Here is a 26,410-nt window from a genome sequence, read left to right as displayed (position 1 = left end):
GAAAAGAGCCTGCTCTGCATTGACAGAACAGGCTCTTTTCTTGTTGGCTATGCGGCAGAAGATAATGTTCTACGCCGGAACGCTGGCCTGCACGGCGGCAAACACCTTTTCGGCTGGTAAGTCTTCCATACAGCTAGTGCCTAGCTTGCACGTACCCCGATAAAAACAGACGCATTGGCGTTCGGGTGATACAAGCTGCCCACGGCCGTACAAGTCAAATTCGTAGGGGTTGAAGATATTGTTCATCAGGATGGTCGGTTTGGCCAACGCAATGCTGATATGCATTGCCATTGTCACCTGCGTTACAATGCCATCCATGTGGTGCATCAGGTTAATAAACTGTTCCAGCGGAAACGTGCCTAGATAGGCCGCGCCGGTAGCGGCTCGTAAGCGCTGGTTACGCTCATCTTCGGCAGCACCGCCCAGAAGTATGGGGGCATAGCCGCCTTGCTGAAGCTGGGTGATTAGTGAAATCCACTTCTCGTCTGACCAGAGGCGAGTTGTCCACCGGTCGCCGCAGCCGGTATTTAGGCCGATGCGGGGGCGGCCCTGCGGTAATGCAGCCCAGGTATAACCCTTGTCTTCATGCGTATCGAAAACGTATTCTTCCCCTTGAAATGCAAAGCCGCACAGCTCGAATATTTCCTGTGCATACGGCTTCTGATTTTCGAGGCTTAGCTGATCAAAGACGCCTGTAAGAAACTTGTGTTCCGCCAACGCATTGCTAGGCCACGCTACGCCGCTTGGATGTAGTGTGTAGCCGAACTTACGCGTAGCCCGGATGGTATCATGCAGAGCGCAAGCCTCCTTGTCTTTGTCAAGGTTGAAAAGCAAGTCGAACTCACGGGCCTGCAAGTGCAACACTGATGGTAAATCCAGCTTCAGTATCTCGTCAATGGCACCTTGCGGCAAAATAGCTGGCGTAAGGGTGAGCCACGTGATTTTAGCCGCCGGATACTCTTGACGCAACCTGCGCAAGAGTGGGGTTGTCCGAATTACGTCGCCAATAGCTCCGAGCTTGATGATAAGAATACGTTCCTGAACTGGTGCATACACCGGACAGTTAGCGCAAACGTAGCCTTGTTCCTTGTTAGGACGACAAGGAATATCACCACGAAAGTGGCGGCAATCAGGATGGACGGTAACGCCGTGCAGGTCGGGCATGGAAGCGCGGTTAGAAACCGCGAAGATAACCAGCTTAGCCAATGTTCAGCCCTACGCGTTTGCCGTGCGCACTTCCCCAGCCGCCCATTACAGATAGTTGGGCTTGCGACTACACAGGGCTTGTCCTACTTGGGAAGCAGTTGTGGAATGGTAGTGGAGGTTGGCTTCAACGCCGCTGCTGGGGCATTACTACAAGCAGTAGACTGGTTTGGAGCCCAGGTAGGTAGATCGGTGAATTGTAGTCCGGAAGGCAATAGCTGAATTGGAGGCAGCACAGCGGAGCCTGATTGCCGGATGGTATCCGCAAGGAATGAGGTGGAGGGTAGCATGCAAGTAGGTGTGGTAGGAGTTCGAAACCGCTCTTACGCTGCCAACTGTCGGTTTGTTTGAATCCTCTGATAATACTTGCTTCCCAAAATGTTGATAGACTAACAAGAGCCTACATTTGGTCGGAAGCTCTTGCGTACTGGCACAAGTTGAACGCCGCCGTGGCGTTGAATTTCTGGCGAACATTAGGCCGGTGAATCTCAGCAGTTTGCACTGATAATTGTAGCGCCCCGGCAATTTCGGGGGAACTGTGTGTTAGTGCTAACTGCCTAACGACAGCTCAGAGGTAGATACGGGATAGGCACGGTACTCACCAAGTGAATAGTAGGCCGGTGAGTGCAATAGAAAGTTATTTACGCAACGCGGCCTGCTTACATAAGCAGGCCGCGCTGTATTGTCTATTATGTGATGGGCGCAATGGTTGCTTAGGTCCAGTTCCTCCTAACGGTGTCTCTGTATTTGTAAGGTCTAAGGGAGTTAAGCAAGGGCTAACAAAACCTCTTATACAGAGCTTCAAACACCCACATAATTGTGCGGAGAAATTGCTCGTAGCTCTTGTTTCACGGCTTCAGCTACGTCCAATGTCTCAACGAACTCGCGAATAGTAGCTTCGGAAATAGCACTGCCTGTCCGAGTCAGAGCCTTAAGAGCGTTGTAGGGGTCAGGATAGTTTTCGCGGCGCAAGATGGTTTGGATGGCTTCCGCTACCACCGGCCAGTTGGCGTCTAAGTCGCGGCGCAGTGCCTCTTCATCGAGGGCCAGTTTGTTGAGGCCGCGTTCGAGAGAAGTTAGGGCGATGAGTGTATGGCCAAGGGGTACGCCTAAGTTGCGGAGCACCGTGGAATCGGTAAGGTCGCGCTGCAAGCGAGAGATGGGCAGCTTGGATGCAAGGTGCTCCAGCACCGCGTTGGCCAAACCTAAATTGCCTTCAGCATTTTCGAAATCAATTGGATTGACTTTGTGCGGCATAGCGGAAGAGCCTACTTCACCTGCCTTAATGGTCTGGCGGAAATAGCCTACGGCAATGTACTGCCACACGTCGCGGGCGAGGTCGGTGAGAATAGTATTGAGGCGCTTCAACCCGTCGCATAGTGCTGCCAGATGATCGTAGTGCTCGATTTGGGTGGTAGGGAAGCTCCTGCTCAATCCTAAACGGCCTTCCACGAATTGCTGCGCAAACTGATGCCAGTCCAGGTGAGGGTAGGCTACATGGTGCGCGTTGAAGTTTCCGGTGGCTCCACCGAATTTGGCAGCGAAAGGTACTTGGGCCAGCAACGCAACTTGGGCGTCGAGCCGGGCTACGAACACTCGAATTTCTTTGCCCAGCCGAGTGGGCGAAGCCGGTTGGCCGTGCGTACGGGCTAGCATAGGCACTGTGGCCCATTCAGTGGCGCGCTCTGCCAGTTGGTTGCGCACCTGTGCGTAAGCTGGCAGCAATGTATGAAGCAGCGCATGCTGTAAACTCAGCGGAATGGCCGTGTTGTTGATGTCCTGCGAGGTAAGGCCGAAGTGGATAAACTCCAGGTAGCCGCCTAAGCCAAGGGCGGTAAACCGGTCACGCAGGAAGTATTCCACCGCTTTCACGTCATGGTTGGTAACCTTCTCGTGGGCTTTCACAGCATCGGCATCGGCCACCGAAAAATCAGTGTAGATGCTGCGTAGGGCACTGAAAACACTGCCGTCTACGCCCTGCAACTGGGGCAATGGCAACTCGCATAGCGCAATGAAATACTCCACTTCCACCAAGACCCGGTATCGGATCAAGGCCAATTCCGAAAAGTAGGAAGCTAGCGGAGTGGTTTGGCGGCGGTAGCGTCCATCGAGGGGCGAAACGGCCGTGAGAGGAGTGAGTGCAGAGTAGTCGGCAGCAGTAGACATGCAGTGAAAGTGTTGGCTTGAAGCGTCAAAGGTAGCGAAAGGGCCCAACGAGCCTGAACAGGCGCGCCCTTTTTCGCTACCTTTGTATTTCGAGCGGCGGCTGGTTTGGCATGAATCTGGCCAGGCACGGCCGCGACTTCCTTTCCTCTCTGACTGTTCGCGTGACTCCAGCAACAAAGAAAAAAATAGGTATTGGCCTGGGTGTAGTTGCGGCGCTGTTGGCCGTAGCCCTAACGGTTTTCTTACTTAAGCGCCAAGCGCTATTGACGTACGCGCTAGGGCAGGTGAAAGCGAAAGTGGAACGCAAATACCCTGTTACACTCACGCTGGGGGAAGCACGCTTCACCAACTTGAAGACGGTTGGCATTGCCGGAATGAGCTTGGTACCGAAAGCCACTCCAACCGATACGCTGCTGCAAGCTCGGAGTATGACGGTGTCGTTGAGCGTGCGTTCGTTGTTTGCGGGGCGGCCTGTGTTCAGTAACCTTGAAATCAGTGATGCGCGCCTAACGGCCCACAAGACAGCTCAGTCCGACAACTACTCGTTTCTGTACAAGAAGAAAGGCAGTGCACCTACCGTGCCGCGCGACACAACGAAGGGTACCAACTACGGTCTGCTCATCAACCAACTCCTGGAAGCAAGCTTCGACAACGTACCTGGCGAGGCAGACTTTCGTAATTTCTTGGTCACCTACGATGGCCCCCGGCATCAAGCTCGTATTGTGATGCCTCGGCTTTCCATTGAGGACGGTGACATTCAGGGGGAGCTAACGGCAGTGGTCGATTCGGTGGAAAACCGCGTGGGCGTGCAAGGCCACATCGAGCCCGGTGACTATGCCTTGAACGCGGAAGTGTTCGGACTCGGGCGGCGCCACGTGACGCTTCCGTATGTGCAGCGGCGCTATGGTGCGAAGGTGCAATTTGACACCCTGCGCTTCAGTTTAAGCGACAAAGACTTTTCGGACGAAGAGCTAACGGTACGGGGTACTGCGTCGGCCGCGAATTTTATAGTGAACCATCCGCGGCTTTCCGACCGTGATGTGCGTTTCCCGCGCGGAGGCATTGATTTTGTGGCCCGGGTTGGGCAAGCGTTTGCGTCGTTGGATGAAGGAACCAAGGTAACGCTGAACCGCATGGCGTTCTTTCCGGTGGTTAGTGTGCGTAAGCTGCCGCTCAACCAGCGGGTGGTAGGCAAGATGATCAACGGCCTGCGCAACCGCCGGGAGTCACTGGCCGGGGTGCAAGTGAAAGCCGACATCGTATCGGCCGAGACGCCAGCCAACACGTTCTTTGCGGCACTGCCAGAGAATATGTTCAACACTCTCACGGGCATGCAGGGTGAAGGCACGCTGAAATACCGCATGCACCTCGACCTGGACATGAATCAGCTCGACAGCCTTGAATTCTCGTCGGGGCTGACTCCCAAAAACTTCCGCATCATCCGCATGGGACGCGAGGACTTGAACAAGCTCAACGAGGATTTCCTTTATACGGCCTACAACGACAAAGGCGACTCAGTGAAGGCCTTCACGGTTGGGCCTTCCAACCCCGAGTTTGCGGCGTATGACGAGGTTTCCAACTACCTAAAATCAGCCATCATGACGGCCGAGGACCCGCGTTTCCTTAGCCACAAAGGCTTCATGGAGAAGGCCTTTGTGAAGTCTGCAATTCAGAACATCAAAGAGAAGCGCTTTGCTCGGGGTGGCAGTACAATTTCGATGCAGCTAGTGAAGAACGTGTTCCTAACTCGCCAGAAAACGGTAACTCGGAAAATAGAAGAGGCGCTGATTGTGTGGTTGTTGGAAAACACTCGTTTGGTTTCCAAGCAGCGGATGTTCGAAGTGTATCTGAACATTATCGAGTGGGGCCCGAGGATATACGGCGTAACCGAAGCTTCGGAATTCTATTTCGATAAGTCCCCTGGCAACTTGAATTTGTCGGAGAGCTTGTATTTGGCCAGCATTATTCCACGGCCCAAGTATTACCAACGGTCGTTCAACCAATACGGCGAAATGCGCAGTAGTGCCCGCTACTTCCACCGCCTGATTGCGAAGCTGATGGCCAGCAAGGGCCTGATTTCGCAAGGTGACTACGAAAGCGTAGACTATTCGCTGAATTTCCCCGGGCGGGCTCACAACTCAATCTTCAGGGCGGTGCGCGACACAGTCCGAGCCACGCAGCCATCCGACTCTACAGAGTTTGAGCCGCTGAACCTGCTTGATTTGTTGGGTGGCAATAATGCTCCTGATGGAGGTGTCAATACGAATATTCCGGCTGAGCAAGGGGGAGGCGGTACTCCAAACCCGGCGCCAAAGCCCTAAGCTGTACGGCGTCTGCTGGTTGGAAATAGGTAGGAAACCACAGGCCTGAGGCCTGCTTCGGGTATCATGTAGACAAACCTGTTTCGAAGTAGTACACCCTTGGAAGTGGCTATTAGGGGCACTGTTGCTGCCTAACAGACAGCAAGGAAGGGCAAGCTTCTAGCTATGCAGCATGGCTGTACCACTATTAGGTGGCTTCCTCTTCCTGCTTCGGAAACAGCAAAGACGCAATAATGGATAGGGCGAGGATTGCGCCTACAATCCCGAGCGAAAGGCCCATCGATATGTGGAAGACCTGCGAAAACAGCAGCTTGCCACCGATGAAGATGAGGATAAGCGACAAGCCGTAGTGCAGGTAGTGGAAGAGCCGCATCAGGCCTTCCAACGCAAAGTATAGTGCCCGCAGCCCTAGTAGCGCAAACACGTTGGAAGTGTACACGATGAATGTGTCGCGGGAAACCGCCAGAATAGCGGGGATGGAATCGACGGCAAATACCACATCGGTGGTTTCCACCATGACTAGCACTACAAGCAGCGGAGTAGCAAACAGCAACCCGTCTTTGCGCACAAAGAATTTGCCCTCATGCAACTGACTGGTGATGGGCAAATGGCGGCTAAGAAACTTAACTACTGGGTTCGAGTCGGGGTCAATCTCTGGCTCTCCGGCGTTGGTCGCCATCTTAACGCCCGTGTACACCAGGAAGGCTCCCAAAACGTAGAGCAGGAAACTGAACTTAGCCAGCAGCGCCGCCCCTATCAAGATGAAGGCAGCTCGCAGCACCAATGCACCTAATATCCCCCAGAACAAAATCTTGTGCTGGTACTGCGGCGGTACCCGGAAGTAGCTAAATATCAAGAGGAAGACAAACAGGTTGTCGACGCTCAAGGATTTTTCGATAAGATAACCGGTGAGGAACTCCAGCCCTGCCTGCCGCCCCATGGAGCGGTACACAAAGTAGTTGAACGACAAGGACAGGACAATCCAAAAAAAGCTCCAGCCGAGTGCCTCGCGCATCTTTACTACGTGCGCTTTGCGGTTGAATACCAGCAAGTCGAGCAGCAGCATGGCTAGCACGAAAGCATTGAAGCCTATCCAGAAGAGCGGAGTGTTTTCCATTCGGTAGTGGCAAGATACACCTAACTCGCAAAGCGCAAGCGGGCCGGCTTGTCACTAGCAAGTTTACCGGGTTTCGTGGGTCGAGGTTGCGACGGTAGCGGAAACTGCATCAGCGGACGGCACGGGCTGAAAGCGGCGGAACCAGCTGTCTACCTTCATCTTGATGACTCCCCAAAAAGCCTCCTTGAAGATGCCTTTGCTCATTTTGGAGGTGCCCCGGGTGCGGTCGGTGAAGATAATGGGCACTTCCTTGATGCGGAAACCATACTTGTACGCCAGCCATTTCATTTCTATCTGAAAGGCGTAGCCCACAAAATGAATGCGGTCAAGTTCAATGGTGCGCAACACCCGGGCCGTGTAGCACTTGAACCCAGCCGTGGCATCCATGATGGGCATGCCGGTGATGAGCCGCACGTAGGCCGAGGCAAACCACGACATCAGCACCCGGTCCATCGGCCAGTTCACCACGTTCACCCCCTGGATGTAGCGTGAGCCAATGGCTAGGTCGTACCCTTCGTGGGCGCAGGCGTCATAGAGTCGCACCAGGTCGTCGGGGTTGTGCGAGAAGTCGGCATCCATCTCGAAGACGTACTGGTAGCCGTGCGAGAGGGCCCACTTAAACCCGTGGATATAGGCCGTACCTAGGCCCAGCTTGCCTTTACGCTCTTCCAGAAACAGACGATTGGGAAAATCAGGCATCAAGCCCCGCACGAGTGCCGCCGTGCCATCCGGTGAACTATCATCAATGACAAGCACGTCGAACGCCTTGGGCAACGAGAAGACCTTGCGGAGTATTAGCTCCACATTTTCTCGCTCATTGTAGGTTGGAATCAAGACGAGCCCATCATTCATTGGCCAAAGATAGAAGTTAGATATGAGTACGAATACATAAGAAAGCAGACTAGACAAAGCCCTGCAGTGCCGAGCTTCTCCTTATACTTCGAATACTCAAGCAAATAAGTGAAGTGGAATACAATCAGAAAGGGTAGTCTTTATTTTAAGATACCCTTGTTCGTTCTACAGGTTGCAACTTTCAGTAAGAAAAGAAAGCTAGCCTGCACTATACTACCAACCATACACGCGGCATTTGGGCCCGTGCGAAGCCTACTTCGGAGAACAACCCAAGCCCTTCCGGAAGCTGCCAGCGAGCAATACGGTAGACTACAACTCCACCCGGATAAATTAAGTGCGACTTTACTGTAACCTTGGTGGGTTGGCACGGTGTCCACAATCAAATACCTCAAAAACTCACTTCCATCGGGTTGGATTCGCTATCAGACAACGCGCTTATGCTTCGGGTGAAGGCCGGGGAAACGGACCGGATGGGCTTGCTCTTTGAGCGATACCACCGAAAGCTATATGGCTTTCTTTACCACATGCTGGGGCGTGCCGACGCCAGCGAAGACTTGGTACAGAACGTGTTTTACCGCATGCTCAAATACCGCCACACCTATACAGGAGAAGGCGAGTTTCGGGCCTGGATGTATCACTTGGCCCGGAACGTGCTGGCCGACTACATCAAGAAAAACCGCCACGCCACTCGCCACTCCGATGTAACCGACTTCACCGAGAGAATAAGCGGCGGCTCATGCGCCGACGAGGGGCTGCAAAAGGAGCAGGAAGTAGCTACCCTGCACCGTGCTTTAGCGAAGCTAAGCCCCGAATACCGCGAAGTATTGGTGTTAAGCCGATTTCAGGAGTTGAAATACGAGGAAATAGCCCGAGTGTTGAATACCACCGAAGGCGCCGTGAAAGTACGTGTGCACCGTGCGATGAACGAGCTGAAAACTACATACCTGCGAATTGAAAATTGAAGGGGAAGGCCATGAACTGCGAACAAGCCCAATATAAACTAATCGACCACCTGAACCAGCAGCTGCCAGCTGCGGAGAAGGAGGTCCTGCAGGCGCACCTGGCTGCATGCCCGGAGTGCCAGCAGGAGCTAGAAACCATGCAGCAGATGTGGCACACATTGGGTTGCGTGGAAGTACCCGAACCAAGCGAAAACGTACGGCCGGCCTTTTATTCCATGCTGGCTTCCTACAAAGAGGAAATGGCTGCTACCCCTACCTACTCACTGGCTGGCTTGCGGCGGTGGCTGCAAGCCGTGGTGGTGCCCCGGCCAGTGCTACAGCTAGCCTACAGTGTCTGCCTGCTTGGGGTGGGGTTGGCGGCAGGCTGGTGGCTGAACACCCGCAACGCCCCCAGCACCGACCAGCAGCAACTCGCCACCCTAAGCAAGCAAGTCGAGAAAATGCAGCAAGTGATGTTGCTTACGCTCATCGAAAATCCATCGGCCACGGAACGGCTACGCGCCGTGAGTTACACCAAAGAACTAAGCAGCGCCAACCCTCGGGTGGTAGAAGCGCTGCTGAGCACCCTCAACCACGACGAAAACGTGAACGTGCGCCTCGCCACGCTGGAAGCCCTGGCCGAGCTGGCCTACGACCCCGCCGTGCGGCTAGGACTGGTGCAGGCACTACCGCAGCAGGAGTCGGCACTGGTGCAGTCGGCGCTGGCCGATGTGATGGTGCAGCTGCAGGAGAAACGCTCGGTGCAACCCCTGCGCCGCCTACTGGACCGGCCCGACTTGAACGAGGCGGTGAAAAGTAAAATTCGAGAAAGCCTCAAGTCTTTGTCCGATGGGCAGGCACCTAAGGCGTCTACATCCACTCAACAGCCTTACCATGAAACGCTTCATCATCCCCAGTCTGACCGGGCTGCTCGTACTATTGTCTAGCTGCCAGCTATGGGCCCAGAAAAGTGAGTTCAAAGAACAAATCAGTAAAGAGTTTGCGCTAACGACCGAGGCGGGCCGCAATACATTCGTTGTTTACAACATCGACGGTGCGGTGACTGTACAAGGCTACGCTGGCAACAAGGTGGTAGTTGAAGTCACGAAAACTATCAGGGCCGATGACGCACAGAAGCTGGAGGTAGGCAAGAAGGAAGCCCAACTCGGCTTCTATCAGCGCAACGATAGTGTGGTTGCCTACATGAAGGCTCCCTTCGACTCGCGCCCGAGACGCAACATGAACATCAGCCACGACGACATCGATTACCGCTATTCGTTCGACTACGTGGTGAAGGTGCCTTACCAGATGCACCTGCACATCTCGACCATCAACAACGGGGCTGTGCTAGTGCAGGATGTAACGGGCACCGTGAAAGCATACAATATCAACGGGGCTCTTACGCTTCGCAACATCAAGGGTACCACTACGGCCCGTACCATCAACGGCAACCTGGAAGCCACCTACGCGGCCAACCCGCCCGGCTCGTCGTCCTATAATACCATCAACGGGAAGATACTGGTAACGTACCCCGCTGACCTGTCGGCTGATGTGCACTTCAAGAGCATGCATGGCGAACTGTACACCGACTTTCCCAATGCCGAGCCCTTGCCCGTGCAAGTCACGCAAAACAAGCAACGTGGTGGCAACGGCACCCAATACAAACTCACCAAGGATACGGTCGTGCGAATAGGTAAAGGCGGTAAAGACTTCCGCTTTGAAACCATCAACGGCAGCGTAACTATCAAACAACAAACCAAATGAACACTCGCTCTATTACACCTATAGCAACCACCATACGCCACGCTGTAGGCAGTGTCTTTCTGACTGTGCTGCTGGGCGCCTCAATGCCAGCCGCCGCTCAAACGTCCGCCACCAAAGAACAGATTGTAGTAGCCCTCAGCAACCCCGGCAAGCCAGGCTTGGTAAGCGTGAAGCTGGTAGGCGGCTCGATAACGGTAATGGGCTACAATGGCAAAGACGTGGTGATTGATGCCTCGTCCCGGGCCGGCCGAAGTAGCCGGCGCGAGCCAGCTGCCGCTGCGACGGGAATGAAACGCATCGAAACCAGCAACAGCTTCGACCTCACTGCTGACGAAAGCGACAACCAGGTTTCCATCAAAACCAACTCCTGGAAGAACCCCATTGACTTGGTTATCAAAGTGCCACAGCGGTTTTCGCTGCAACTCGGCACGGTCCAGAACGGCGACATTACGGTTGAAAACGTGGCCGGCGAACTGGAAGTGAGCAACGTGAATGGCGCCATCCAGCTGAACCAGGTATCGGGTTCCGCTGTGGCTAATACGGTCAACGGGCCAGTAAAAGCCACGTTTAAAAGTGTCACAGCCGGTGCTCCCATGGCTTTTTCCACCGTGAATGGCCAAGTGGACGTCACGTTTCCAAGCAACACCAAGGCGGCGCTAAAACTCAAATCCGACCACGGCGAAATTTACAGTGACTTCGATTTGGTGGCAGAGAAAAGCCCCGCCAAAGTGACCCGCACCAACCAGGGAGGGGTGTACCGCGTGAGCATCGACGATTGGACGTATGGCAAGGTAAACGGGGGCGGCGCCGAAGTCATGATGAAGACGCTAAACGGCAACATCTACATCCGCAAGGCTAAGTAGGCGTAGTGCCCCGACCTACTTGCCCTTCGTAACAAGCTGCTCGGCAATGTGCTGGGCGTGGCGAATACAATCAGGTACGCCTACGCCGCCGCGCCAATTGGCGGCACTCCAAATACCGTAGGCTTGCAAGGCGTCGGTGGTAGTGTGGGCCGCCACAATGTGCTGGTCGTATTGCGGAATGGCCTTCTCCCACAAGTAGCGGTATTGCCACAGGGGTTTCTCGGCTTTGATGGTGTACAGGCGACTTAGCTCTTCGTGCACCGCCGCCTTCTGCATGTCTTCCGGCTGCCGCGCATGGTCTTCGTATTGAGAACCACCCACGAACGTGGTAAACAGCACTTGCCCGGCAGGCACCCGATTGGGGTAGATGGAACTGGTCCAGATGCTGCCAGCAGCGTAAGGACGCTCCACCTTAGGATGAAGCGCCCCAAACCCATTGAGTGGATGGCGCACATCTTCACGTCGGTAGGCGGTATATACAGCAGCCATAGGAGGGTAGTGCACGGCTGCCAGTGCCGCGGCAGCCTCTGCAAAATGAGGCTGCAGCAAGGGGGCCGCGGCAAAGGCTGGTAAGGCCAGCACCACCGCATCGTAAGCAAACCCGCCACGGTTGCCCTTGGTGGTCTGCACTTGATAACGGCCATCGGTGGTGCGGTGCAGCGCCACCACCTGCTGCCCTGTGTGGCGGTGGCTAAGATGAGCGCCGAGGGCATCGGTAAGCTGCTGAATACCCCCGCGCAACGAAATGATACGCCGGCGGCCGGCACTGCTTCCCGTTGTGGCCAGTCCGCGCAATACAGAGCCATACTGCTGCTCTAGTGCTGCTACTTTGCTGAACGTCTTGTGGATCAGGAGCTGGGACGGGTCGCCGGCGTAGATGCCCGATATAAAGGGATTCACGGCGTAGTCAACAATCTCCGACCCAAACCGACGACTGAAAAAAGCAGCTACGGTTTCGGTGGGGTCGGGGGGGAGGGCCGGTCGGCTCAGCTCCCGCAGAATATTGAACTTCGCCTTCCAACTGAAAAAGCCGTTGGCCAACAAGGAGGGAGGGGAAGCCGGCAATTGCTGATACCGGCCATTGCGCAGCACGTAGCGGTGCTTGCTTACCTCGGCGGCATCCTGAATTTCATCAGCCAAGCCAAGCTCTGTAATCAGGGCCAACAGTTCGTCGCTTAGCTGCAAGGAATTGGGCCCCGTTTCCAGCAGATAGCCATCGGGGTGCTGCACGGTTGCCAGCGAGCCTCCCTGCGTGGTTCCGGCCTCAAACAAATCGTAGGCGACGCCTGCTTTCTGAAGCTGCCACGCCACTGTAAGGCCTGAAATACCGCCGCCGAGAATAGCTATGGTCATTAGTGAAGGAGTGTGTCAGTGAAATAGGAAGTACGGCCGAGCAAGTACTGCAGGGTGTAAAACTGCATCACAGTTGGGATATGGGCCGGCGAGTAGCACTAGTAACAAAGAAAACAACCAAATTCGCCCTCTTCACTACCAACTCGCTGTTTTTACCAACACACCGCTTATGCCTGCCACCAACAAAGCTGTTTTCCTTGACCGTGATGGAGTTCTTAACAAAGAAATAGGAACCTATGTCTGGGAACCAGACAAGTTTATTGTGTTGGATGGCGTACCCGAAAGCTTGGCGCAACTAAAGCAAGCCGGCTATTACCTGATTGTAGTAACCAACCAAGCCGGTATTGCCAAAGGGCTGTATTCACCTGCCGATGTGCAGGCCTGCCACGCCAAGCTGCAAGCAGCCTGCGGTAATTTGCTGGACGCCTTATACTTCGCTCCGGCTCACCCTAGCGTGTCAGAATCGCTGCTACGCAAGCCCGATTCGTTGATGCTGGAAAAAGCTATTGCCCGTTTCCAACTCGACCCCGCACAGTGCTGGCTGGTCGGCGACCGGTACCGCGACATAGAAGCCAGCAACAAAGCCGGCGTCCGTGGCATTTTGGTTGATGATTCAGAGGTGGTAGACTATCAGCCTCGGGTCGCTGATTTACGGGCCGCTACCCACATGATTCTAAGTGAAGCAACTGCCTCCACTGCTACGTTTCGCTAAGCTTGCTCTAACAAGCAGAAAGCCGCTTTCCTATGCGTAGGAGAGCGGCTTTCTGCTTGTTAGAGCAAGTTTTCTACTGTCTGGCGGCCGATGGCTGAGCGGCGCTAGCCGTAATCGGCGAAGCCAGCTGGGTGGCTGGTTTGGTGCTGCTGTAAGCAGGGCATTTAGTGCTACAAGAGCTAAGTCCTGCAACGGCTAACGCAACGAAAAGCAAAGCTGTTTTCATATATAAGTGCAATTTGTTTTATGTGAAGACAAAGCCAACGTACTCGAAATTAATGTTTTCTGGCAGATAACGCGTACAATAGCTTAAAATTGTTCTGCCATCATACAATTTTCGTGCAAATGTCCTAAAGAAAAAAGGCCGGCTCCTACACAAAGTAGGAGCCGGCCTTTTAAAGTTCCGAAACCGGCGAAATCAAGCCGCCTATTCTGGCTTATTGACGAGCTGCAGGAGCAGTAGCCGTAGAAGCTGTAATGGGTGAAGAAACACGGTTGGCATCCTTCATGCTCGAGTAAGCAGGGCATTTTGTCTTATTGCACGCACTCAAACCAAAAACTGCCACAGAAGCCAAAAGAAGTAGCTTTTTCATCATCAAGTAGTTGAACTGATTTTTTATAGAAGAAGATTAGCCTCAAAAATAGGATTTTCCAGCGGGCTACACAAACATGCCCGCCGGAAAATCAACTGCCTATACTTATTGATAACCTAGGATGCGCATCATGGAGGCACTATCCTGCTTTTCTGCAAACACCCGGTCCGTTAAGTTGCCTTCCTCGTCTCGATCCAGAATTACCATTTTAGGCGCTGGAATCAAGCAATGCTTGATGCCGCCGTAGCCGCTTAGGCTTTCTTGGTAAGCTCCGGTGTGGAAGAAGCCCACATACAACGGTTCGGTATCGGCGGGTTTGCGCTCGGGTAGGAACACTTGGTATATGTGCTTTTCAGAATTATAATAATCCTGCGAATCGCACGTAAGGCCGCCGAGCTGAATGCGTTTGTACTGCTTGTTCCAGCCGTTGAGGGCCAGCATAATGAAGCGCTGGTTTAGCGCCCAGGTATCGGGTAGGTTGGTAATGAACGAGCCATCAATCATGTACCACAACTCTTTGTCGTTCTGGAGCTTCTCGTCCAGAATTGAGTAGATAGTAGCACCCGACTCACCCACCGTGAAGATGCCGAACTCGGTGAAGATGTCGGGCTCCGGTACGCCCTCTTCCCCACAGATTCGCTTAACGGTGCGCAGCACCTCCGCAATCATATACGGGTAGTCATACTCGGGCTGAATCGAGGTTTGGATGGGCAGGCCGCCGCCAATGTCGATGGTAGTCAGCGTGTCACACACTTTGCGCAGCTCGCAGTACTTGTGCACGAAGCGGCTCAGCTCCGACCAGTAGTACGACGTGTCTTTGATGCCCGTGTTGATGAAGTAGTGCAGCATCTTCAACTCAAAGCGTGGATCGTCTTTAATACGCTGCTGATATAGCGGGATAGCGTCGGCGTAGCGGATGCCCAGGCGCGAGGTGTAAAACTGGAAGCGGGGTTCCTCGTCGGAGGCCAGGCGCATGCCGAGGTTGCACTTCTCCCGCACGTGGTCGTGGTAGTACTGTACCTCGTTCGGCGAGTCCAGAATAGGCATGCAGTTCACGAAGCCGTCGTTGATGAGGGCCGTTACTTCCTGCTTGTACTCCTCGGGCTTAAAGCCGTTGCAGATGATGAATGTCTCCTTGGAAACCTTGCCTTTGGCGTGCATGGACCGGATAATGCTCATGTCGAACCACGACGAGGTTTCAATGTGCACGTCGTTTTTGAGGGCCTCTTCCACTACGAAAGAGAAGTGCGACGCTTTGGTGCAATACGCGTACGAGTAGCGGCCTTGGTAGCCGGTCTGCTCGATGCCTTCTTTAAACCACTGCTTGGCCCGTTGGATTTGGGTGGTAATGCGGGGCAGATAGGTAAGGCGCAACGGAGTGCCGTGCTTTTCTACTAGCGCCATCAAGTCGATATCGTGGAAGCGCAGCTCGTTCTGCTCCACGCGAAACTCTTGGCTGGGGAAGTCGAAAGTCTGGGAAATCAGGTCGTGATAAGTATCCATTGAAGGAAGTTTAGGGAAGGCTTGGTATAAAAAAGGGCTTCTGTCGCCGGGAGGTGAGCAAACAATCTTGCCACGCCTGAACACGACGTTGTTGCGACTTGTTCAGGGTGATAAGATTCTTCGCTCTTCTCCCGATGGCAGAAGCAAGAAACGGATGCTGTCAGCTCAAGCGCTGATTTCTAAACTCGACAGCTTTTGTCGAACTTGTAGCCCGCAAAGATACCCTACTCATAGGGTTTTGGTTGTGCTATGTTCGTTGGCTGCGGCGGAAGGTCCGTCGAGCCAAGCCTGACCGGGCGGTGTCCCGTTGTCAATCGGCCAGCATATAAACCACTCTAACTTCTTTTCTATTATGTAATATGCGACGCATCAAGCTTTTGGAAGTGCGGTCCGAACTCGGAGCCGGTACCCGAGGCGCCAGTATGGGGGTTGATGCCCTTAAAGTGGCTTGCCTCAACAAAGGGTGCGACTACTTCCGCCGGTTTAACTCGGTTGTCGTCCCCGACTTAAACCACGTGCTCTTCGAGCCCAACCAGTTTCCGTACGCTCGCCACATCGACTCGATCTATACCGTGCAACGGGCCGTAGCCAGCGCCGTCGAGCAGACGCTACGCTTCGGAGAGTTTCCGTTGGTGCTGTCCGCCGACCACAGCAGCGCCAATGCCACCATTGCCGGTATCAAGGCCGCGTATCCGCACAAAACGCTGGGCGTTATCTGGATTGATGCCCACGCCGACATTCACTCGCCTTACACCACGCCCTCGGGCAACGTGCACGGGATGCCTCTAGCCGCGTCTCTGGCCGAAGACAACCGCGAGTGCCAGCGCCAGCAGCCCGACGAGGAAACCGAGTTCTTCTGGCAGCGCCTAAAAAATCTGAGTGTGCCCGGCCCACGCCTGCGCCCCGAACACCTAGTGTACGTAGCCGTCCGCGACACCGAGCCCGAAGAAGAAGCGCTGATTGAGCGCCTGGGTATCCGCTGGATTCGTTTGCCCGAAATTCAGCAGAAAGGCTCCCGCCAGCTTACCCGCGAAATCTACGAGCACCTGCGCTTCTGCGACATGGTGTACATTTCCTTTGATGTAGATAGCCTCGACGCGAGTTTCAGCCGGGGCACCGGTACGCCCGTCGCCGACGGGTTGTACTTATCAGAAGGCGAAAACCTGTGCCAGGACCTGCTGGAGAACGAGCGGGTGGTGTGCTTCGAGATGGGCGAAATCAACCCCACCCTCGACAACGAAAACACCATGGCCAACAACGCTTTCAACATCCTGGAAAAAGCCACGGAAGCCATTGAGCGCCGCCTGCGCATGGACGAGGTGGTGAGTAGGTAAGCATCGCGCGAACATCGGTTTTGCAACGAGCGAGGCAAGAACTTACTAGTGCTTTGGTATCTCCCTGAGTACGACTCGCTCGTGCATTTTTGCGAAACGGACGTTCGCGCGACTACGCTTGTACACATCAGCGCTATCTTTTTCCAAGCTATCCGGCTGGGGTTTTTACCTTTGCGGCAGTGGAAGCCCAGCGCGGCAACCCATTTATTCCTTATGAAGCCGATTTTCCGGAGCCGAAATCAACGACGACTATAGCGTAAGCCACTTACGCCGATGGGCAATGGCGCTTTAAAACGGCACCAGGCAGCCTGCGGTGCAAGATGCCGCTTACGCATCATCCGCATTTCCGTCTCCCGAAATTCATGTTTTCGAAGCTCTTTTGGCTTCATTTAAGCGTTTCGCTTTCCCGTGCAACAACTCGAACAAACCCTCAAAACCGCGCTGGGCGCGGCTATCCAGAATGTATTTGGCACAGAGGTGCCCGCCGCTCAGCTCACATTGCAGCCCACACGCAAGGAGTTTGCTGGCTCCTTCACGCTCGTCACGTTTCCGTTCACCAAAACCCTAGGCAAAGGCCCCGAGCAGATTGGGCAGGCAGTAGGAGAGTGGCTGGTGGCCAACGAGCCCGCTGTGAAAGGCTTCAACGTGGTGAAAGGCTTCCTGAACCTGGAAGTGGCTGATGCACAGTGGCTGACCGTATTCGAGCAGCTGCGGCAGTTGCCAGCCGACGCGCCCGTCGCGACGGGCGGCCCGCAAAACGTGGTGGTGGAGTATTCTTCGCCTAACACCAACAAGCCCCTGCACTTAGGCCATTTGCGCAACAACTTTCTCGGCTACTCGGTGGCCGAAATACTGAAAGCCACTGGCGCCACCGTCACCAAGGCCAACCTCGTCAACGACCGGGGGATTCACATCTGCAAGTCGATGCTGGCCTACCAGCAGTATGGCCACGGCGAAACACCAGCTTCGGCGGGCATCAAAGGCGACCACCTGGCGGGCAAGTACTACGTGCTGTTCGAGAAGCACTACCGGGAGCAGATAAAGCAACTGGAAGCGGAAGGCGTCGCCACCGACATTGCCAAGCGCAAGGCGCCGCTGATGCTCGAAGCGCAGGACATGCTGCTGAAGTGGGAGGCCAACGACGAAGAGGTGGTAAGCCTGTGGAAGCAGATGAACGGGTGGGTGTACGAAGGCTTCGACGAGACCTACAAGAACATTGGCGTCGATTTCGACAAGTTCTACTACGAGTCGCAAACCTACCTGCTGGGCAAAGAGCGGGTGGAAGAAGGCCTACAGAAAGGTGTGTTCTTCAAAAAGGAAGACGGCTCGGTGTGGGTGGACCTCCAAGCGGAAGGCCTCGATGAAAAGCTCCTGCTGCGCTCCGATGGTACCTCCGTCTATATTACTCAAGACCTGGGCACGGCCGAGCTGAAGTATCAGGATTTCCACTACGACCTGTCCGTCTATGTCATTGCCGACGAGCAGAACTACCACATGCAGGTACTGAAGGCGGTGTTGGCCAAGCTCGGCAAGCCCTATGCCGACGCCATCTACCACCTCAGCTACGGCATGGTGGATTTGCCCTCGGGCAAGATGAAAAGCCGGGAAGGCACTGTAGTGGATGCCGATGAGCTGGTGCGCGAAGTAGTGGAAGCCGCCAAGCAAGCCACGCTGGAAAAAGGCAAGATCGAAGGGCTGAGCGAAGAGGAAGCTGCGCAGCTGTTCCATATGCTGGGCCTAGGCGCGCTCAAATACTACCTGCTGAAAGTGGACCCCAAGAAGCGGATGCTCTTCAACCCCGAAGAATCGGTGAGCTTGGAAGGCCACACCGGTCCGTTCATTCAGTACAGCCACGCCCGGATTTCCAGCATCCTGCGCAAAGCCGCCGAGCAGGGCGTTGGGGTGGATGCCGCCCTGAGCGGCCTCACGGAAATACACGACACCGAACGGGACATGATTCAGGAACTAGGCCGCTACGCTGCCGTGGTGGCCGAAGCAGCCCGGGCGCAGTCGCCGGCGTTGGTGGCGCAGTACGCCTACGATGTGGCCAAGGCCTACAACAGGTTCTACACCGAAGTGCCGATTTTCATTGAGCCCGATGCCACCAAGAAAGCGTTCCGGGTTGCTCTGTCTGCGCAAACAGCCCGCGCTATAAAATGCAGCATGGGCTTGCTTGGTATCGAAGTGCCCGAGCGGATGTAGCGCCGACTAACCCGTAGCGCTCCATTCGGGTGAGGTCCAGCAGCAACGCCCGTAATCGGTGTTGCTGCTGTTTTTATTTCAGTCATCAGCTTACTTAGCCAGCACACGCTGGCGCCGAATTCTATGAAAAGCGTAGCAGTTTATTGCGGTTCCAGCTCCGGAACCAACGAACTATACACCCAGCAAGCCCACGAAATGGGCCGGGTGCTGGCCGAACGGAACATGACGCTGGTGTACGGCGGGGGCCGCGTGGGCCTCATGGGTACCGTGGCCGACAGTGCCCTGCAGCACGGTGGAAAAGTCATTGGCGTAATTCCTGACTTTCTGGTAGCCAAAGAAGTGGAGCACAAAGGCCTCACCGAGCTGCACATCGTGAAAACTATGCACGAGCGGAAGCTGCTGATGGCCGACCTCGCGGAAGGTTTCGTTGCCATGCCCGGCGGCTATGGCACCCTGGAAGAGCTGTTCGAGGTGCTTACGTGGGGTCAACTCGGGTTGCACCGCAAAGCCGTAGCCCTCCTTAACGTAGACGGCTACTACGACCACCTGCTCCGCGCCCTCGACCATATGGCCGACCAGGGCCTCTTGCGCGTCGAAAACCGCCACCAGCTGCTCAGCGACCCAACGCCAACTGGTATTCTAGACCAGATGCTTGCCTACGTGCCCGTAGAGTTGCCTAAGTGGTTGACTCCTAGTACCACCTAATCACGGATTCAGACAAATTCAGTGGAGAGGCTGACTATTCAGCGAGCTGGGATCTAAATTCCGCAAACCAGATCAGCAGTCAGTGGTTTACTGCATGAAATCCGGTTTATTTGCTTAACTGATGCCGAGCTTAGGCTAGGCCGCAAACTGCTTTATCTGTGCATCATCTCTACCAGTTGTAATATGAAAAGTCTTCTTTTGCTTGGCGTGCTGGCTGCTTGTGGCCTCTCGTTTACCTCCCTCAATACTTCTGCTAGTTCTACTGCCATGACCGAACCCACCGCCGCTGCCTCCGTCTACGATTTCACCGTTAAATCCATTGACGGGAAAGACGTGAAGCTGAGCCAGTATAAAGGCAAGAAGCTGCTCATCGTAAATACGGCGTCGGAGTGTGGTTACACGCCGCAGTACAAAGAGCTGGAAGAACTCTACAAAAAGCATGGCGACAAGGTGACCGTCCTCGGCTTCCCGGCCAACAACTTCGGCGGCCAAGAGCCCGGCACTAACGAGCAGATTTCCACCTTCTGCGAGAAAAACTTCGGCGTGACTTTCCCGCTGTTCTCGAAAGTATCGGTGAAAGGCGACGACACGGCCCCCCTCTACAAGTTTCTCGCCGACAAGGCGAAGAATGGTGCTGTGAGTGAGGCGCCGAGCTGGAACTTCTGCAAATATCTAGTGGATGAGCAAGGCCACGTGGTAGCCTTCTACCCATCCAAAGTGAAGCCCATGAGCGAAGAGCTGGTGGCTGCTATCATGAAGTAATTCGGAATAGTACGTAGTACCTTTGCATCCTCACTTGTGGGGTTTGATCTAGCAGATAGTAGATCAAACCCCACAAGTGAGGATGACGCTTTTTGCATTGTTATGTCTGCCTCTAACACCAGTTCTTCCGTCGTACCTAGTAGTCCTGCAAAAGCGTGGATTTCCGCCTTTCGGCCCCGTACGCTGCCTTTGGCGCTAGCCAGCATCCTAACCGGTGGCTTTTTGGCGGCGTCGCATGGCCTGTTTCGAGGTGAGGTAGTGGGATTGGCGGCCCTTACCACCATCCTGCTCCAGATTCTGAGCAACCTTGCCAACGACTACGGCGACTCCCAGAACGGAGCCGACAGCGTGCACCGTGAAGGTCCGCAACGGGCCGTGCAGAGCGGTGCCATTACTCCGGCGCAAATGAAGCGCGGCATGAGTGTTTTTGGGCTTCTGTCTCTTCTGAGTGGTCTGGCACTGCTATGGGTAGCACTAGGCACCGCCGGCGCCTGGATCTTCGCTACCTTCTTCGTGCTTGGGTTGTCGGCCATTTGGGCAGCGGTGAACTACACGGCTGGCTCTAAACCCTACGGCTACGCCGGATTGGGCGACCTATCTGTATTTCTATTCTTTGGTATAGTGGGCGTATGCGGCACCTACTTCCTACAGACCCGCACTTTACCGCTTGGCATACTGCTTCCCGCGGCTGCATTAGGCTGCTTCGCCACGGCAGTACTCAACGTAAACAACATCCGCGACATCCGTTCCGACAAGCTAGCCGGCAAAATCACGATTCCGGTGCGGCTTGGTCCAACGCATGCCCGTCGTTATCACTGGCTGTTGTTGCTACTAGGTTTCGGGTGCGCAGTGTTGTACGTGGCTCTTTCGTATCATTCAGTGTGGCAGTGGCTGTTTGTACTGGCAGCTCCATTGCTGCTCTTCAACGCCCGTGCCGTGTGGCAGCGCCAAGAGTCAATGCAACTCGATCCGCTGCTCAAGCAAATGGCCCTCAGTACGTTGGTGTTCACAGTGCTCTTTGGGATAGGGCAGGTTATCTAACACTATTCGTTGGGAAAGAAAACCGGCTAAGGCCGGTTTTTCTGTGTGATATCTTATTTTGCAACATAGTTGCATTTGTAAGTATAATGCTTATTTTTGCAACATACTTGCATTTGAAGAATAAGCCAATGAAGACCTACGATGTTCTGATTATAGGAGGCAGCAATGCCGGATTAAGCGCCGCCATGACGCTAGGACGCTCTTTGCGGCATGTGCTGGTGCTGGATAGCAACCAGCCCTGCAATCGTCAAACCCCTCATTCGCACAATTTCCTGACCCGCGACGGCGAAACGCCTACAACTCTCGCGGCTATTGCTCGTGAACAAGTATTGCGCTACCCAACGGTGAGGATCCAAGCGGATACAGCTGTGATAGCAAAGGCGGTAGCAGCCGGTTTCGAGGTGGAAACTGCGCGCGGAGAGGTGCTACGGAGCCGTAAACTGTTGCTGGCAACGGGGTTGAAAGACGAGATGCTGCCTATTCCGGGCTTTGCCGAGTGCTGGGGTATTTCGGTGCTGCACTGCCCGTACTGCCATGGCTATGAGGTGCACAGCCAGAAGCTGGGCCTACTGGCTAATGGAAACATGGCGGCAGAATTTGTGAGTTTGATCTATCACTGGAGTCAGAACTTAGTGCTGTTCACCAATGGCCCCGCCGACTTAACCCCCGAACAAGCAGCTACTATGCACGCCCGGAAGGTTCAGGTAGTGGAAACGCCCATCCGCGAATTAGAGCACAACAACGGGCAGTTGCTTGCTGTGCACACACAAGATGGGACAGCTCACACCGTAAAGGCCATGTTTGCCCGGGTTCCATTCCGGCAGCATAGCGACTTGGCCTTGCAACTTGGGTGTACGCTCACTGACAACGACCTTATCCAAGCAACAGAGTTTGGTGAAACTTCAGTGCCCGGCGTGTTTGCCGCCGGCGACAACACAACGCTTATGCGACAGATAGCTGTAGCTATTGCCAGTGGGGGCAAAGCTGCTGCTTGGCTGAACAAGGACTTGATACAGGAAAGCGCATATAGCCTTGCGTAGGGTGTTACTAGATAGCAGGAAGTAGGTGCAGCCTAGCAAAGCGCACCAAGCTATACACAAGAAAAAAGCCCCTGAGCTATCAGGGGCTTTTTTCTTGTAGTTCTTCTACTCCGCACTAGGAGCTGCTGGGGCTGCTGCGGTAGCTTCGGGCGCAGCGCCTTCTGGTCCGCCTTCTGGGCGTGGCCCGCGGCCACCCCGGTTGCGGCCGCCTCGCTTGCGGCGGCGCTGACCCTCTGCTCCTTCGGCGCGGGGCTCACGGGGTTGGCCTGCGCCATCCTGCGCTTCCCCTTGGGGGCGGGGCGCTCGTGGCTCGCGTGGCGGACGTGCTTCTCGTACGCCCTCCTTCACGTCGCCTTCGGGGCGCGGAGCGCGAGGAGGCCGTTCGTAAGGAACAGCCGGAGCTTGCCCGGCATCCAGCGCAGCCAGCGCGGCTTGGGCTTTGGCAATGCGCTCCTGATGCTTCGGATCTTTGGGGTCGGGGGCACCGGCACGGGCGGGGCGGTTACCGTCGCGGCCACCGCTGCGGGGACCCCGGTCACCTTCGGGGCGCGGGCCCCGGTCGTTGCGCGGACCACCGCCGGACCGGCCGCCACGCTCGGGACGGCCCCCAACTTTACCGTGCAGACCAGCAAAGCGCTTGGGGTCGAATTCCGGGGCGGGGCCCAGGCCCAACCCTTCCGTAATGGTTTGCTTTTCCACTTCGCGCTCAATCAGCTTCTCGATCTTCACCACCCGATCCTGGTCCTGATCAGCAATGAAGGTGATGGCCGTGCCTTTGGTAGCGGCGCGGGCCGTACGGCCAATCCGGTGCACGTAGTCTTCGGCGGCGCGTGGGATGTCGTAGTTCACCACGTGGCTCAGCGAGTCGATGTCGATGCCGCGGCTGAGTACGTCGGTAGCCACCAGAATTGGAAACTTCTTGTTTTTGAAGTCGCGCATGATTTGCTCGCGCTCCTCCTGCGTCCTATCCGATGAAATACCCTGCGCTTCGTAGCCGAGCTTACTGATGGCCCGCACAATGCCGGCCACGGCTGCTTTCTGGCTGGTGAAAAGCACCATACTCTGCACGTCCTGGGTTTTGATGATGTGCTCGAGTAGGTAGATTTTCTGGCGGTCGAAGGCCATGTAAAACTGCTGGTCGATGCCGGCGGCGGGCTTGGACACAGCCAGCCGGATTTCCTCGGGCTCGTTGAGAATCTGCTTCGAGAAGTCCCGAATCTTGCTAGGCATGGTGGCCGAGAACAGCAGCGTCTGCCGTTGCTTGGGCAACTGCCGCACAATGTTCAAAATGTCATCCGAGAAGCCCATGTCCATCATCTTGTCGGCCTCATCAAGCACCAAATACTTGATTTGGTCGAACTTGACATAGCCCATTTGCAGATGCGCAATCAGGCGGCCGGGGGTGGCAATAATGATGTCGGCGCCGCTGGTGAGAGCCCGTTTCTGCTGCTCCCAGTTCTCGCTTTTGCCACCGCCGTAGATGGCAATGCTGCTGGCTTCCACGAAGTAGCCGAAACCGGTTACTTGCTCGTCAATCTGGGTGGCCAGCTCGCGCGTGGGCACCAGAATGAGGGTGGAGGTGTTGCCGTGCTTGGCATGCGAAATCTTATCGAGTAGGGGTAGCAGGTAGGCGGCCGTTTTGCCGGTACCAGTTTGGGCGCAGGCAATTAGGTCTTTGCCTTCAATAATTTTGGGAATGGCCTGCTCTTGGATGGGAGTGGCATTCTGGTAATTCATGGCGTCCACGCCGGCCAGTAAGTCGTCGTGAAGGTTGAACTCGTGAAACGTCAAGGTGTAGCGAATTAAGATGAATAAATGGCTGACCTTGCTTTCCCGGTCAGCTGAACGGCTGGGTGATGGGTAATTGGTGATAGCTGCTGGTTGAAAAGAACCGGTAAGGTTGATTAAGCAACACCGAACAAGCAACAATCATCTAGCACCAATCATCCCAAAGATAGGAGAATCGGCGGCGGCAGCGCTCAGCTTATGATTCCAGGATTTCCAGTTGGGTTCGAAGTTCATCTTCGCGAATAGGATATGGCTGCCCGTTGCGGATAGCCTGATGCACCGCTTCAAACAAGCCCATGTAGTTGCCGCGCAACGGTTCTATGGATTGCACAGCTTTTTCGCCGTTTTCGTTGACCAGCGTGAGAGTGCCAGCGGCATCGGCGGGCTCTAGGCCATACGAGTCATCGAGGGGCGTCAGGCCGTGGTCTAGCTGGGCCTCCTGCACATCGGTGCGGCCTTTGCGCAAGCTGCCGTAAGTGCCGTGCAGCACAAAAGCGGGGCCTGGGTCCGCTACCAGCAAGCTGGTAGTAAGGTACACATTCAGGCCGTTGGGGTAGAGCAGGTGGAGCTGCATGTAATCGGTGACGCGGGAGTTGGGGCGGAAGCTGCCGAGGGTGCGGCGGAACTCGCTAGGGCGCCCAAACAAGCTGATTGTTTGGTCGAGAATATGCGGTCCAAGGTCGAAGTGCAAGCCGCTGCCCGGGGTGGAGGGCTCCTCCTTGAATACTTTGGTGTGAATGGCCGTTTTGTAACGGTCGAAGCGGATATGGACTTCGAGGAGCTGACCGAGCTGGCCGCTTTCCACCACCTGGCGTACGGCCATGAAGTCACTGTCCCAGCGACGGTTCTGATAGCCGAACACCTGGCGGTTCATTTGGCGGCCCAGCGCATACAGGGCATCAATATCAGCCGCGGAAGTACCCACCGGCTTCTCGATGAGCACATGCTTGCCGGCGTGCAGCGCTTCGGTGGCCAAGCTGAAGTGAGAATCATTTGGTGTGTTAACGACCACTAGCTCGATGGCCGGGTCCCGGAGCAGGTCCGCCACGCTGTCGTAGCTGATTACGTGCGGATAGGTGGTCTGCATCTGCTTTCGGCTGCGCTCAGCCACCGCCCGTAGCGCAAAACCAGGATGCGCCTCCAAGAAAGGGGCGTGGAAAATGCGGCCCGACATGCCGTAGGCGAGCAAACCAGTTTGGATAGGATTCATTGTGTTAAGTGCTGGTTGGTGATGGTTGACTGCTGAGGACTAACGGCTGCCAATCAATCTAGTCTTTGAGATGGCCCAATATCGGTAGTCTCTCGTTTGTAGTACCTGCTGCCGGCAGTTACCTCAGTAAGTAGCCATTATTAAGCAGTAACTGCCTTATGCTCGACCGTTTCTCCTCCCAAGCCGAACTCTACGCTCGTTACCGCATCGATTATCCGCCGGAGCTATACGAGTTTCTGCTAGCGCACACCCCGCAGCGCCACCGGGCATGGGACTGCGCCACCGGCAACGGGCAAGTAGCGGTGGTGCTGGCCGAGCATTTCGAGCAGGTGGAGGCCACCGACATCAGCAAAGCCCAACTGGCTGAGGCGCCGCAACGGGCCAATATCACCTACCACGTATCGCCAGCCGAGCACACGCCTTTCCCGGCGGCTACTCTTGATTTGATAACCGTAGGGCAAGCCGTGCATTGGTTTGATGCCGACGCTTTCAATCAAGAGGTGCACCGCATAGCTCGCCCCGGAGCCACAGTAGCTGAATGGGGATATGGCCTGGTGCAGATGCACGAAACCCTGGACCCACTCATCCGACAGTTTTACGCTGGCACCATGCGGCCCTACTGGGACGAGAACCGCTGGCACATCGACGATGCCTATGCGCGCATCCCATTTCCGTTCGAGGCGGTGCAGCACGCGCAGTTCGAGGTGCGGCGGCACTGGTCGGCGGAGTGGTTTCTGAACTACTTGCGCACCTGGTCGAGCGTGGTGAAATATGAAAAGCAGCATGGCCAAGACCCGGTGCTGCTGATTGCCGACGAGCTAACGCAGCTGTGGGGCGCCCAGGAGCGGGAGGTGACGTTTCCCGTGTTTCTGCGGCTGGGGCGGGTAGAATAATCAGGGAGTAGAGGCGTTGTCTGCGGGTATTCAAGTTAGACTATGAC

The 26,410-nt window shown here is 55.3% G+C and carries 22 protein-coding genes; 13 read left to right on the top strand and 9 right to left on the bottom strand.

Going from position 1 to position 26,410, the window contains the following annotated elements; all coding sequences use genetic code 11:
* Window positions 1-69: 69 nt before the first annotated feature.
* The 3 genes from MTX78_RS16310 to purB all read right to left on the bottom strand — a co-directional run bounded on the left by MTX78_RS16310 (window position 70) and on the right by purB (window position 3,369).
* Window positions 70-1,164: a glycosyltransferase family 9 protein gene (locus MTX78_RS16310; RefSeq protein WP_243796454.1), complete on the bottom strand. Its 1,095-nt coding sequence runs from the start codon at window positions 1,162-1,164 to the stop codon at window positions 70-72.
* Window positions 1,165-1,603: 439 nt separating this feature from the next.
* The gene (locus MTX78_RS25465) at window positions 1,604-1,729 is read right to left on the bottom strand and encodes a hypothetical protein (protein ID WP_394805619.1); all 126 of its coding nucleotides are present in this window, start codon (window positions 1,727-1,729) and stop codon (window positions 1,604-1,606) included.
* 275 nt (window positions 1,730-2,004) lie between these two features.
* On the bottom strand, window positions 2,005-3,369 hold the full coding sequence (gene purB / locus MTX78_RS16305) for an adenylosuccinate lyase (protein WP_243796452.1): 1,365 nt from the start codon (window positions 3,367-3,369) through the stop codon (window positions 2,005-2,007).
* A gap of 110 nt (window positions 3,370-3,479) precedes the next feature.
* On the opposite strand from purB, the gene MTX78_RS16300 reads away from it, so the two are divergent.
* Window positions 3,480-5,690 carry a biosynthetic peptidoglycan transglycosylase gene (locus MTX78_RS16300; protein WP_243796444.1) on the top strand — a complete coding sequence of 737 codons (2,211 nt, stop codon included), beginning with the start codon at window positions 3,480-3,482 and terminating at the stop codon, window positions 5,688-5,690.
* Between the two features lie 187 nt (window positions 5,691-5,877).
* On the opposite strand, the gene MTX78_RS16295 is transcribed toward MTX78_RS16300, so the two are convergent.
* On the bottom strand, window positions 5,878-6,807 hold the full coding sequence (locus MTX78_RS16295; RefSeq protein ID WP_243796442.1) for a TerC family protein: 930 nt from the start codon (window positions 6,805-6,807) through the stop codon (window positions 5,878-5,880).
* Window positions 6,808-6,870: 63 nt separating this feature from the next.
* Complete coding sequence (locus tag MTX78_RS16290) at window positions 6,871-7,659, bottom strand: polyprenol monophosphomannose synthase (protein WP_243796440.1); 789 nt, start codon at window positions 7,657-7,659, stop codon at window positions 6,871-6,873.
* A 437-nt stretch (window positions 7,660-8,096) separates the two neighbouring features.
* Between MTX78_RS16290 and MTX78_RS16285 the strand changes: the two genes are divergently transcribed.
* Genes MTX78_RS16285 through MTX78_RS16270 form a run of 4 tightly spaced genes read left to right on the top strand, consistent with a single transcriptional unit; the run spans window position 8,097 to window position 11,227 of the window.
* Window positions 8,097-8,621, top strand: a complete 525-nt coding sequence (locus MTX78_RS16285; protein ID WP_243802906.1) for an RNA polymerase sigma factor — start codon at window positions 8,097-8,099, stop codon at window positions 8,619-8,621.
* An 11-nt stretch (window positions 8,622-8,632) separates the two neighbouring features.
* A complete protein-coding gene (locus MTX78_RS16280; protein WP_243796439.1) occupies window positions 8,633-9,547 on the top strand; it encodes a HEAT repeat domain-containing protein in 915 nt (304 codons plus the stop codon).
* Entirely contained in the window at window positions 9,495-10,364 is an 870-nt protein-coding gene (locus MTX78_RS16275) for a DUF4097 family beta strand repeat-containing protein (RefSeq protein ID WP_243796437.1), read from the top strand. The genes MTX78_RS16280 and MTX78_RS16275 overlap by 53 nt, the downstream gene beginning before the upstream one ends.
* Window positions 10,361-11,227 (top strand): DUF4097 family beta strand repeat-containing protein, encoded by an 867-nt coding sequence (locus MTX78_RS16270; RefSeq protein ID WP_243796435.1) that lies wholly within the window; start codon window positions 10,361-10,363, stop codon window positions 11,225-11,227. Before MTX78_RS16275 ends, MTX78_RS16270 begins: the two co-directional genes overlap by 4 nt.
* A 15-nt stretch (window positions 11,228-11,242) precedes the next feature.
* Here MTX78_RS16270 and hemG read toward each other — a convergent pair whose 3' ends face one another.
* On the bottom strand, window positions 11,243-12,580 hold the full coding sequence (gene hemG / locus MTX78_RS16265; protein ID WP_243796434.1) for a protoporphyrinogen oxidase: 1,338 nt from the start codon (window positions 12,578-12,580) through the stop codon (window positions 11,243-11,245).
* A 169-nt stretch (window positions 12,581-12,749) separates the two neighbouring features.
* Between hemG and MTX78_RS16260 the strand changes: the two genes are divergently transcribed.
* On the top strand, window positions 12,750-13,292 hold the full coding sequence (locus MTX78_RS16260; RefSeq protein ID WP_243796427.1) for a D-glycero-alpha-D-manno-heptose-1,7-bisphosphate 7-phosphatase: 543 nt from the start codon (window positions 12,750-12,752) through the stop codon (window positions 13,290-13,292).
* Between the two features lie 698 nt (window positions 13,293-13,990).
* On the opposite strand, the gene MTX78_RS16255 is transcribed toward MTX78_RS16260, so the two are convergent.
* Window positions 13,991-15,388, bottom strand: a complete 1,398-nt coding sequence (locus MTX78_RS16255; RefSeq protein ID WP_243796426.1) for a type III PLP-dependent enzyme domain-containing protein — start codon at window positions 15,386-15,388, stop codon at window positions 13,991-13,993.
* 359 nt (window positions 15,389-15,747) lie between these two features.
* Between MTX78_RS16255 and MTX78_RS16250 the strand changes: the two genes are divergently transcribed.
* From MTX78_RS16250 to MTX78_RS16225, 6 genes are all read left to right on the top strand, one after another.
* On the top strand, window positions 15,748-16,722 hold the full coding sequence (locus MTX78_RS16250) for an arginase (protein ID WP_243796425.1): 975 nt from the start codon (window positions 15,748-15,750) through the stop codon (window positions 16,720-16,722).
* 408 nt (window positions 16,723-17,130) lie between these two features.
* The gene (gene argS / locus MTX78_RS16245; protein ID WP_243796424.1) at window positions 17,131-18,924 is read left to right on the top strand and encodes an arginine--tRNA ligase; all 1,794 of its coding nucleotides are present in this window, start codon (window positions 17,131-17,133) and stop codon (window positions 18,922-18,924) included.
* Window positions 18,925-19,047: 123 nt separating this feature from the next.
* Window positions 19,048-19,629 (top strand): LOG family protein, encoded by a 582-nt coding sequence (locus tag MTX78_RS16240; protein ID WP_243796422.1) that lies wholly within the window; start codon window positions 19,048-19,050, stop codon window positions 19,627-19,629.
* A gap of 183 nt (window positions 19,630-19,812) precedes the next feature.
* Window positions 19,813-20,391: a glutathione peroxidase gene (locus MTX78_RS16235; protein ID WP_317258907.1), complete on the top strand. Its 579-nt coding sequence runs from the start codon at window positions 19,813-19,815 to the stop codon at window positions 20,389-20,391.
* A gap of 102 nt (window positions 20,392-20,493) precedes the next feature.
* Complete coding sequence (locus tag MTX78_RS16230; protein ID WP_243796421.1) at window positions 20,494-21,432, top strand: 1,4-dihydroxy-2-naphthoate polyprenyltransferase; 939 nt, start codon at window positions 20,494-20,496, stop codon at window positions 21,430-21,432.
* A gap of 128 nt (window positions 21,433-21,560) precedes the next feature.
* The gene (locus MTX78_RS16225) at window positions 21,561-22,472 is read left to right on the top strand and encodes an NAD(P)/FAD-dependent oxidoreductase (protein ID WP_243796419.1); all 912 of its coding nucleotides are present in this window, start codon (window positions 21,561-21,563) and stop codon (window positions 22,470-22,472) included.
* Between the two features lie 105 nt (window positions 22,473-22,577).
* On the opposite strand, the gene MTX78_RS16220 is transcribed toward MTX78_RS16225, so the two are convergent.
* Window positions 22,578-24,209: a DEAD/DEAH box helicase gene (locus tag MTX78_RS16220; protein WP_243802902.1), complete on the bottom strand. Its 1,632-nt coding sequence runs from the start codon at window positions 24,207-24,209 to the stop codon at window positions 22,578-22,580.
* A 247-nt stretch (window positions 24,210-24,456) separates the two neighbouring features.
* Window positions 24,457-25,470 carry a Gfo/Idh/MocA family protein gene (locus tag MTX78_RS16215; protein ID WP_243796417.1) on the bottom strand — a complete coding sequence of 338 codons (1,014 nt, stop codon included), beginning with the start codon at window positions 25,468-25,470 and terminating at the stop codon, window positions 24,457-24,459.
* Window positions 25,471-25,628: 158 nt separating this feature from the next.
* Between MTX78_RS16215 and MTX78_RS16210 the strand changes: the two genes are divergently transcribed.
* On the top strand, window positions 25,629-26,363 hold the full coding sequence (locus MTX78_RS16210; RefSeq protein WP_243796411.1) for a class I SAM-dependent methyltransferase: 735 nt from the start codon (window positions 25,629-25,631) through the stop codon (window positions 26,361-26,363).
* Window positions 26,364-26,410: the final 47 nt, after the last annotated feature.

This window comes from Hymenobacter tibetensis (assembly GCF_022827545.1).
In the GTDB taxonomy this organism is placed as follows: Bacteria; Bacteroidota; Bacteroidia; order Cytophagales; family Hymenobacteraceae; genus Hymenobacter; species Hymenobacter tibetensis.
This window is presented reverse-complemented; position numbering and strand designations above follow the sequence as displayed.

Excerpts from the sequence above, each read along its gene's own strand:
- MTX78_RS16310 (WP_243796454.1), bottom strand. The coding sequence starts at position 1,164 with ATGCCCGACCTGCACGGCGTTACCGTCCATCCTGATTGCCGCCACTTT.
- purB (WP_243796452.1), bottom strand. The coding sequence starts at position 3,369 with ATGTCTACTGCTGCCGACTACTCTGCACTCACTCCTCTCACGGCCGTT.
- MTX78_RS16300 (WP_243796444.1), top strand. The coding sequence starts at position 3,480 with ATGAATCTGGCCAGGCACGGCCGCGACTTCCTTTCCTCTCTGACTGTT.
- MTX78_RS16295 (WP_243796442.1), bottom strand. The coding sequence starts at position 6,807 with ATGGAAAACACTCCGCTCTTCTGGATAGGCTTCAATGCTTTCGTGCTA.
- MTX78_RS16290 (WP_243796440.1), bottom strand. The coding sequence starts at position 7,659 with ATGAATGATGGGCTCGTCTTGATTCCAACCTACAATGAGCGAGAAAAT.
- MTX78_RS16285 (WP_243802906.1), top strand. The coding sequence starts at position 8,097 with ATGCTTCGGGTGAAGGCCGGGGAAACGGACCGGATGGGCTTGCTCTTT.
- MTX78_RS16280 (WP_243796439.1), top strand. The coding sequence starts at position 8,633 with ATGAACTGCGAACAAGCCCAATATAAACTAATCGACCACCTGAACCAG.
- MTX78_RS16275 (WP_243796437.1), top strand. The coding sequence starts at position 9,495 with ATGAAACGCTTCATCATCCCCAGTCTGACCGGGCTGCTCGTACTATTG.
- MTX78_RS16270 (WP_243796435.1), top strand. The coding sequence starts at position 10,361 with ATGAACACTCGCTCTATTACACCTATAGCAACCACCATACGCCACGCT.
- hemG (WP_243796434.1), bottom strand. The coding sequence starts at position 12,580 with ATGACCATAGCTATTCTCGGCGGCGGTATTTCAGGCCTTACAGTGGCG.
- MTX78_RS16260 (WP_243796427.1), top strand. The coding sequence starts at position 12,750 with ATGCCTGCCACCAACAAAGCTGTTTTCCTTGACCGTGATGGAGTTCTT.
- MTX78_RS16255 (WP_243796426.1), bottom strand. The coding sequence starts at position 15,388 with ATGGATACTTATCACGACCTGATTTCCCAGACTTTCGACTTCCCCAGC.
- MTX78_RS16250 (WP_243796425.1), top strand. The coding sequence starts at position 15,748 with ATGCGACGCATCAAGCTTTTGGAAGTGCGGTCCGAACTCGGAGCCGGT.
- MTX78_RS16240 (WP_243796422.1), top strand. The coding sequence starts at position 19,048 with ATGAAAAGCGTAGCAGTTTATTGCGGTTCCAGCTCCGGAACCAACGAA.
- MTX78_RS16235 (WP_317258907.1), top strand. The coding sequence starts at position 19,813 with ATGAAAAGTCTTCTTTTGCTTGGCGTGCTGGCTGCTTGTGGCCTCTCG.
- MTX78_RS16230 (WP_243796421.1), top strand. The coding sequence starts at position 20,494 with ATGTCTGCCTCTAACACCAGTTCTTCCGTCGTACCTAGTAGTCCTGCA.
- MTX78_RS16225 (WP_243796419.1), top strand. The coding sequence starts at position 21,561 with ATGAAGACCTACGATGTTCTGATTATAGGAGGCAGCAATGCCGGATTA.
- MTX78_RS16220 (WP_243802902.1), bottom strand. The coding sequence starts at position 24,209 with ATGAATTACCAGAATGCCACTCCCATCCAAGAGCAGGCCATTCCCAAA.
- MTX78_RS16215 (WP_243796417.1), bottom strand. The coding sequence starts at position 25,470 with ATGAATCCTATCCAAACTGGTTTGCTCGCCTACGGCATGTCGGGCCGC.
- MTX78_RS16210 (WP_243796411.1), top strand. The coding sequence starts at position 25,629 with ATGCTCGACCGTTTCTCCTCCCAAGCCGAACTCTACGCTCGTTACCGC.